This window comes from Lysinibacillus sp. A1, assembly GCF_000801965.1.
Taxonomy (GTDB): Bacteria; Bacillota; Bacilli; order Bacillales_A; family Planococcaceae; genus Lysinibacillus; species Lysinibacillus fusiformis.
On the sequence record NZ_JSZM01000009.1, the window covers coordinates 165,568 to 174,483 of the forward strand.

Here is an 8,916-nt window from a genome sequence, read left to right on the forward strand (position 1 = left end):
TAAACATTATGACAAAGGAGGATGGTGGTGAATGTCTAAGGAAACGTTTGAAATTATTGAAAATGTTGCCCTTTTGCGAACTGCTGATACGGGATGGACAAGGGAATTGTCAAAAGTAAGTTGGTATCATAAACCAACCACTATTGATATACGTTGGTGGTCTCCTCAAAAAGAAAAAGCAGGAAAAGGTGTATCACTGACGATAGAAGAAGCCCGACTATTGTTGGAAGGATTACAAAAATGTTTGTCTATTGAACAAATGGAGGTATAAAAATGAACGTAATGAGCGATCAGGAACGTCTAGAAAAAAGAATTAATGAAATATTGGAGCAAAGTTTTTTAGGGCCTTATATGAAACAATTAACTATCACAGATATTAGATTTAATGGTACACAATTGAGGATACAAGATAATGAAAAAGGACGATATTTAGCGCCAGACCAGCCAAGTAAAGAAGACGTACAAAAGCTTGTGAAACAAATATCTGATATTCAAAAAGGTAACTTTTCGCACGCTGAGCCACAATTGGATACCGAAATCGGTATTCTACGAATCAGCGGCACACATCAACGTATTAGCATTGACGGTGTTAATCTTGCCATTCGTGTTTCTCGTCCTCATTTAGCGATTAGTTCCATAGCTGCTTTAGTGACAGGAGATCATGAACCCGTAGAGCAATTGTTTAAAGTATTAACGCTTGCCGAAAGTAATCTTATCATTTGTGGACGAACAGGTTCAGGAAAGACAGAATTTCAAAAACTGTTAGTTGGATATACAGCTGAAGATGCAAACATTGTATTAATTGAAGATACACGGGATAGTCATATAAAAACATTATATCCTGAAAAGGATATTACAAGTTATAAAACAATACCTGGTGTGTTTGAAATGAGCGATGGTGTGAAAGCAGCCCTTCGAAATAATCCTGATTGGACCATTATCGCTGAAATCCGAGGTGCCGTAGCTGCAGATGTATTAGATAGTGCTAAAACCGATCATGCCATTATCTCTACTTTACACGCTAAAGGCGCCATGAATATCCCATCTCGCTTAATTCCGATGATTCGACAATCACCAGCTTATGCGATTATTGATGATCAATTAATTGGAAATGAAATCGTAGAATTTTTGCGTTGGGGTTGCTATTTACAAGGGACAAGGACCAAAGAAGGAAAAACAGTTCGAAGAATCAAAGAATTGGCCGAGTATACGGGGTTTAACTCTAATGGACCAGTAGGGAATTATGTGTATAGAGAAGTGAAAGTAAGGGATCAAAAGACAGGCGAATACCGTATTGAACAGCGTTATCACCCATTATCAGAAAAGACATTGGCAGAATTAGAAGATAAAGAATTAATTCATTTAGTACCCGACGTATTTTTACCGAAGGGAGGCAGGTAATAATCATGAAACAGGTATTAAAAGAAGCTTGTGTTCTGTTCTATGGTTGGGAAGATGTATTAGACAGTGCTACAACCGATCATCCCATTATCACTACTTTACACGGTGAAAGTTCCAAGAATATCCCATCTCGCTTGATTCCCATATTGGCAGAACAAGATTTTTTGCTAAAAGGAGGCAGTAAACAGTCATGAAACAATTAATAAAAGAAGTTCGTGTTTTGTTCTACGGCTGGGAAATCGCATTTTATTTACTAATATGGTTCTTGGCCAACTATCAGTTTTTCTATCTCATTTCAAAAGAGCGCACCATTAGTATTATTGTTGGTTGCATAGGTGCTCTCTTTTTCTTTTTTGTCTTTACGGTACAAAATCGTCAATTAAAAAAGTATCAAATGCATTTAAGTGAGCTATTAAAGTATGTCACGAACATGATATTCTTTCTACAAACGGGTGAAAATGTGCTTCATGCATTCAAGGGAACGCAAGCAACTGTCCATCCAGACATACAAAAAGCAATTGAAGTCAGTATTCAACAGTTAGAAAAAGAGGCCCAATTAAATACAAAACAGTTTGAAAAATATGATTTTCCAACCTTAGATCAGTTTCATCAAAATTTAAAGATTCAATACGAGCATGGCGGTAATCCAGACGACTTATTTAGCCAAATACATAAAAACATGATATTTGAGCTAAAGAAACGTGATGAATTATACCGTAAACGTAGAGGTTTTGCGATGGCTGTGTACGTGTTGCTGGGCATGGTAATGGGGATCTCATTAATGCTACGTTTTATCGTAGGGGAACTATGGGACACATTTTTGAACGTTGGCTATGCTGGTATAGGTGTGTTGCTAATAACACAAGTATTTGCCCTTTTGAACCTATATTTTTTACAGAAAAGAAGTATGGATATTTCTATTCGTTACTAGTTTGTTCATCAAATTAGAGGATTCGCCAAAAATGGTGAGTCCTTATAATATTTTATAATTATATATACTTTCTTAGTTTTGTTGTGATTAACAACATGGTGTGTTATAATTATACTAACAAGTGGGATCAGGTATAGAACGTTAAGGAAGTGTTGTTACTTGGAGAAGGTATATATGAGTCAAACTGATATTGGAAAATTGACTGAAAAAGTTGGATGGGGCGATCAGCGTAAAATTGCTGTTTTGATCAATAGAAATCAGTTTCCTCAACATGATGTTCGTATAGGTAGTACCAAAGGTTGGAAAAAGGAAACTATTGATAAGTGGTTTAAAGAAGTAGTGGAAAAAGATTTACACAAAAAATGAAAATTACATTTTGAAAGGAGGTAAGCTGTATCCTCTTGTAACTAAAGTCACAAGTATAAGGAGTCTAAAACTATGAGAAGAAAAACCCACGAAGAAAATATGGAAGAAGTAAAAGCTGTTCTAGCGTTCGAAGGTTTGGAACTGTCGCCAGAGTTTGAAGAATTAATTTTAATGGAGGCTAAAGGAGAGATTACAACTTCACAGATGCATCAAAAGGCAATGGATATTTTGGAGTTGGACAATGGAACCGTTCAATCAATCTAAATATTGTTATCCTAATTCAATTGTTCTGATTAATAAATTTAATATTCATGACCAACAAAAATTAGATCAAATAGAAGCACTCTATGTCGGTAAACGTTTAAAAGAATTGCGCGAAAGTCCATTGTATGGAACATTTGATTTTTCTCATTTAAAATCCATTCATAAATATATTTTTCAAGATATTTATGACTTTGCTGGAGAAATACGGGATGAAAACATATCAAAAGATCATTTTCAATTTGCAAATTCATTGTATATCGAAGATCAAGGGAAAACGTTATTTAAAGAATTGAAGAATGAGAAATTTTTAGAAGGTCTCTCAATGGACCAATTTTGCAAACGTGCTGCTTATTTTATGGCAGAAATTAATGTATTACATCCTTTTAGAGAAGGTAATGGAAGAACTCAAACCGAGTTCATAAGACTTCTAGCAATGAAAAATGGTTTTGAATTAAATTGGGGCGAAATTGGGAAAGAAGAGTATACAAGAGCAACCGTTTTATCCAAATTTGATGACACTAAATTAAGTGAAGTAATCTATAAATGTATTGCCAATCATGAGCCTAACAAAGAAATAATTCACTCTTTTGATAAGGGATTTAAACTACGAGTGCAACAGATGAAAGGCAAGAATGAAAGAGACAATCAAGAGCGTTAAATCAAGGATTCACCAAAAAAAAGGTGAGTCTTTTTTCATGGAATTTAATTGCTTATTTTAACAAATGTGGTATAATATAGTTAAAGGAACTTCCTATTTAATAGTTATTCGTTTGAAGTATAGATTAAGCAAAAAAATACCATTTGTTTGAAGGAGGAAAATGATATGAGAAATAAATTATTTATGGCGACAATGGCAGCTGCTATTGCTATTCCGGTGATGGTGGCACCTATTCCAAATCATTATGCTGAGGCTGCAGAAACAAAAGGAGCTGTAGTTTTGGCCAATAATCCTTTCAAAGATGTAAAAGTAAATTCTCCGTACTATAAAATTATCCATGAAATGCGGGATGCTGGGATCATTCAAGGCTATGAAGATGGCACTTTCCGTCCAGATACAACAATTAGCCGTCAACATGCTGCGGCATTAGTTAACCGTGCGCTGAAAATTAATGATTTAACACTTGAAAAAACAAAGGAATTTAAGCAGCCAAAGGATTTACGTACAGACAGTCCTTTTTACGATGACATCAAGAGCTTAGTAGAAGCAGGACTTTTAGAAATGGATAGCCAGGGCAATGTGAACCCGAATAAAGCCCTAACTCGTGGTGAAATGGCGAAGATTATTGCTGTTGCTTTCAATCTTGAAGTGAAGGCTGATTATTTGTTTGGAGATGTGAAAGGATCGAAGTACGAGGAATACGTAAAAGCACTATATTCGAATGGCGTAACGACAGGTTATGAGGACTACACGTTTAAATTAAACGGTTCTTTGACGCGTGTTCATTATGTATTATTCATGCACCGAGCTATGAATATAGATGATGATTTCGTAGCAAAACCAATTCCGACACCAACGCCAGAACCAAAACCAGATCCTAAACCAACAAGTAAGAGTCCAGTTAAGTACAGTGATTGGAGCTATCAGGATATTAAAACAAAAATTCCTCGTCCAGCTGGTTATGTAGCAGGTGAACATGAGAAGAAGAATGCAGGGATTGTTCAAGAAATCATCAAAGAAAATGGACATGGATTTACGTCAAGTTACGATATTGAAAAGAAAGCATATGAAGAAAGTTATGCTAGTTTATCAGAGAAATATAGAGAAGGTGTTCCAGCAACATTTGAAGATAAACTTCGTTTAAGTGCCGAACAAGCAGGTACAACCTATGAGGAATTTGTTAAGGTTATTAATCAAGTGATTGAAACAGGAGAAGTTCATAATGGTGGAACTTTTACCGTGTACTTCAATTATCAAAATGGAAAAATTTATATTTCTGGTGTTCGTAATCACACAAATTGAAAAATAATTATTTAAAAAGACCTTTATTATTTTAGAGGTCTTTTTTATATGGAGAAAGGGTGAAGTTATCGTGTTAAAACGGGTGATTTCTGTTTTTTGTTTAGGTATTTTATTATTTCCAAACTTTAACTTTGAAGGTAGTAAGCCACTTGAAGTAGCTGCTGCTACCACTGCCCCCATTAAGGATACTATTACGCTTACAGTGAAATTTCCCGATACTGTGGGCGAAGGATTTGGTGTAGAACCTACGGATCCTGAAGAGATTTATCAAATGGTGAAATCAGGAGGTTCCAGTCATCCTCAACGAACAGGATGGGGAGCTATTTTATATGAGTGTGTAAGAACGGATACAGATTACATTGCTGGTTATGACTACTATGGAAACCCAATATGGGATGTTCACACGGTTTCTGGCTGGAGACAAGGAGAAGCTTGGAGTACAGAAGACAGCCATGTTCCCCATCAACCAGTTGAGGTTAAAAAAGAGATTGTGCAACAGTTTGGACAAGAAATGTATGAATTAGCTGAAGCAGCTGGAGCTTTATTCTATTATGACGATACAACACCTGTTCCTGCTCGTTTCCTTACAGGTGACATTGGTGAGTATAACAAACGAGTGAATGGGATAAATGGTCGCTATTCAATTTACTATAAAGATACAACGTATACGGATAGTCATTGCCAGAATGGGGAGAAAGCTTATTTTTATCGAAATAATGATTTCTTTGTCACGGCAACTTTTGATGTGGAGTGGCAGGAGCCTGAAGATAAACAAGGAACAGGGTTAGGGAGAGCTTATTGGGAATTAGAAAGAAAAGATAAAAATGGGTTAAGCGAAGTAGCTGTCTACAGTAGCTTTAAAGGAGAATATGATAAGCATGTTGCGGTTCGAAACATTAAGCATACAGTAGACCTCGACACCAAACATGTTGAACAAGAAGGGCCTATAGAATTTTATATCAATGCGAAACAAGTACAAAATAAGAACATGCAGTATGCCTTTGAATATGAGTACACCAATAAAAAAATTGGTTGGGTTTGCACAGGGGCAGGAGAAGAACAAAGGTGTCATTGGGATGATCGTTCCGATTGGCGGGCCGTTCAGAAATTTGAGTTGAATGGTTCTATTCCTGTTGATCACCAGCAAGGGAAAGCTGAAAAATCTGACAAATTAGATGATGTTTTAGTGAAAAAATGGGTCGTTGGCAGAGAAGATAAGTATGGTCCATTAAAAGAATCAAAAGCCTATTATGAACAATATAGTCGAGCTGAAGGGAACGAGTGGCAGGATGAGGTAAAGTTAAAAACACAAACTACGTTGCCTATGACACCAGGTAAATTTATGTATAGCGTGGAACTACCTTCAGGCAAACATAAAGACGGTGATTTTTACCCACTGAAGAAAACGCAAAGCTCAGGTACCTATCAAGCAGCTGAGTTAGATGAGAGCTTACAAGCTGAATTTGCGGATGGCGTACAGCTGCAACAGAAAGTACTAACGGATAAGGGAATGAAAGCAGAACAGCGTAAATTTGAAAGTGAATTTGTTTCTGATATGTTTTTCACAGCCTCCGGAACAGGATTTATGTCGGGCTATAAATATGCAGAGAAAGTGAAGCAAGCTATTAAGAATGATCAAGCCCTACCAAGTTTCTCGCAAGTAGTCCAAGAAGGTACAGCTAAAGGGGAAGCCGAATTTGTTCAATTTACAAAGGGTGTGCCTTTTGAGGATGATTGGGTTTTTACGAAATCTGAAGAGGATTTTCCTCACTTACAACGTTATTCTTTACCAGTTACACCGAATTCTGAATTGCTACCAAAAGAAACATACAAAAATCAATTAGAGTTAGTGGATATGGGTCTAAGTGATTTGAGCTTTACATTTGATCAATCCTTTAGCTTTGAACATTTCTTGTTCGGCTCAGGATATGATGATGCCTGGATTATTGAGCAGCCAGAGTCCAGGTTTCCTGTGACAGAATTTGAGACTGTGGAGTTGACACATGAACAGGTAAAAGCACTTGCAGCTGCTGAACGACAGCACTCTAATAATAAAATTCATAATTTCCGATTTGTGGATCGAACTTTTCCGGATAAAGTGAGAGAAATCAGAGGTGCAAAATAAAGAAAACAATTCATCGATAAGGATTCACCAAAAATGGTGAGTCCTTTTTCTATTATAAAGTTTGTATGTAGAAAATAAAAAGGGAGGATTCGATATGGACGATAATGAAATTATCGAGAAACATAAGATACTGGAATCCATTCTGCATGTGAGTGATGGCTTTCTTTGGCAAGATGTGTTTAGGGCGATTGGTAGTGGCATTATCTACACTTTAAGCTGGCTGAATCAATTGTTAGAAGACATAGTGACCAAAATTATCACATTGAATGACTTTTATGCTACAGGCGCAATGGGAGAGTTTATGGATAAAGCGCGACCTCTGATATGGATCGTTTTTTTTATTGCTCTTGTAGTCCTGGGCTTTCAATTTATGTTCAATAAAATTGATAAACGTAATGAAGTTCTCCTGAATATTGTGATGGCTTTATGTTTTATCGTCATCATTCCTGATTTAATGTCGAATATGCAAAAGATAGTTGGTGTCGGGATTGAGCAAATGAATCCTGAAAATGAAACGCTCGCTAGTAATATGATTAAAAGTAATGTTGCTGATGTCCTATACTATGCGGAACACGATTTTCAATTTTCAAGTAGTACACGTGGGGATGAAAATTCACCTCCACGGCCTGCTAGTAAAGAAAATAGTTCTATAGGAACCACAGATTATACCTATGCGAATCGTTTTTCTGATACGTCAGCCTTACACATTCCCTTCTTACAAAAACTAGACTTTCACGAAGATGATGGATGGATATTTAAAGAAGATTGGGTAAAGCAATTAAGTGACGATACAAAAGAAGTTTTGAAAACAAAATCTGTGTCTACAGGTGTTGGAGATGGTTACCAAGTAGAAGAATTAGAAAAGAATGCAGTACCAATGACGAAAATAGGTAGGGAAACTTATTATCGCTATCATGTCAATTGGCTGTCTTTGATTGCGTCTTTACTGATAACATCTATTGCTTTAGGAATCACAGTTCTTAAAATCGGCCGTGCTATTTTTGACCTGGCGTTCCATCAAATTTTTGGTATGTTCATTGCAGCAAGTGATCTTACCGGTGGGCAACGCACGAAAAAGGTACTAATAGAAATGGTTAATACCTTTGTAGTGATCTTTATTATGACAGGGCTTCTGCAGCTATTCGTTTTGTTTGTGAATTGGGCAAACGGATTAAAGGTGGACATTGGTATGTTTGGTGTGGTCTTACTTATGATTGCAGGTGCTTGGGCTGTGATAGATGCTCCAGACATTGTTCAACGTATGCTTGGTATCGATGCAGGCTTACGCAATGGATGGCAAGCAATGATGGGTGCATATGCTGGAGGCAAAGCATTGACAGCTGGCGCACAGGCTCTTAAAAATGTGGCAGGAAAAGGTGCTGCTACTGTAGCTGGTGGAGCAAATATGGCGAAGAGAGCTGTTGAAGGAATGCGTACAGAAACACCATCTGAGGCAGGAAAACGTACTTCTGTGCCAGCGATACCAGGTAGTGGCGATGTAAAAGCCATGCCGAAATCAGATAAACAGCATTCAAATTCTACTATGGGAGGTACATCAGAACCTATCCCGTCATCAGGAGAAAGTGATGGAATGAATGCATATGATCAGATAGCTGCAACCTCACAAGATTATGAGCCAATTCCGTCTAGTGATAACAGTAACATACCAAGTCAAGGTGGAAAGGAAAAAGGAAGTCCATCAATCCAACCAAAGACAGTAACAACAGCAGCTGCTAAACCATCAACAAATACAAGTGATGTTTCACAACAGGGTGCTATGCAACGTCAAGAAAGTCAACCTATATCAGACAGTCCTAGTGTTGATTCTTCAATACAAGGTGTAGTTGTACCAAGTACATCAGGAGTGAC

Annotated in this window: 10 protein-coding genes; all 10 read left to right on the top strand. The window is 37.0% G+C overall.

Annotated elements, in window-relative coordinates:
• Positions 1-31: 31 nt before the first annotated feature.
• Entirely contained in the window at positions 32-271 is a 240-nt protein-coding gene (locus PI85_RS07140; RefSeq protein WP_036124786.1) for a YdbC family protein, read from the top strand.
• 2 nt (positions 272-273) lie between these two features.
• Complete coding sequence (locus tag PI85_RS07145) at positions 274-1,401, top strand: ATPase, T2SS/T4P/T4SS family (RefSeq protein ID WP_036124789.1); 1,128 nt, start codon at positions 274-276, stop codon at positions 1,399-1,401.
• Between the two features lie 5 nt (positions 1,402-1,406).
• Complete coding sequence (locus tag PI85_RS07150; RefSeq protein WP_036124790.1) at positions 1,407-1,595, top strand: hypothetical protein; 189 nt, start codon at positions 1,407-1,409, stop codon at positions 1,593-1,595.
• The gene (locus PI85_RS07155; protein ID WP_036124792.1) at positions 1,592-2,332 is read left to right on the top strand and encodes a type II secretion system F family protein; all 741 of its coding nucleotides are present in this window, start codon (positions 1,592-1,594) and stop codon (positions 2,330-2,332) included. Before PI85_RS07150 ends, PI85_RS07155 begins: the two co-directional genes overlap by 4 nt.
• 174 nt (positions 2,333-2,506) lie before the next feature.
• Positions 2,507-2,698 carry a hypothetical protein gene (locus tag PI85_RS07160; RefSeq protein ID WP_036124794.1) on the top strand — a complete coding sequence of 64 codons (192 nt, stop codon included), beginning with the start codon at positions 2,507-2,509 and terminating at the stop codon, positions 2,696-2,698.
• A 72-nt stretch (positions 2,699-2,770) separates the two neighbouring features.
• Positions 2,771-2,962: an antitoxin VbhA family protein gene (locus tag PI85_RS07165; RefSeq protein WP_036124795.1), complete on the top strand. Its 192-nt coding sequence runs from the start codon at positions 2,771-2,773 to the stop codon at positions 2,960-2,962.
• Positions 2,940-3,620 (top strand): Fic family protein, encoded by a 681-nt coding sequence (locus PI85_RS07170; RefSeq protein ID WP_042737471.1) that lies wholly within the window; start codon positions 2,940-2,942, stop codon positions 3,618-3,620. The genes PI85_RS07165 and PI85_RS07170 overlap by 23 nt, the downstream gene beginning before the upstream one ends.
• Before the next feature lie 165 nt (positions 3,621-3,785).
• On the top strand, positions 3,786-4,922 hold the full coding sequence (locus PI85_RS07175; RefSeq protein ID WP_036124797.1) for an S-layer homology domain-containing protein: 1,137 nt from the start codon (positions 3,786-3,788) through the stop codon (positions 4,920-4,922).
• Positions 4,923-4,992: 70 nt separating this feature from the next.
• Positions 4,993-7,047, top strand: a complete 2,055-nt coding sequence (locus PI85_RS07180) for a hypothetical protein (protein ID WP_036124799.1) — start codon at positions 4,993-4,995, stop codon at positions 7,045-7,047.
• Positions 7,048-7,141: 94 nt separating this feature from the next.
• A partial coding sequence (locus PI85_RS07185) for a pLS20_p028 family conjugation system transmembrane protein (RefSeq protein ID WP_039391465.1) occupies positions 7,142-8,916 on the top strand: 1,775 nt, incomplete at its 3' end.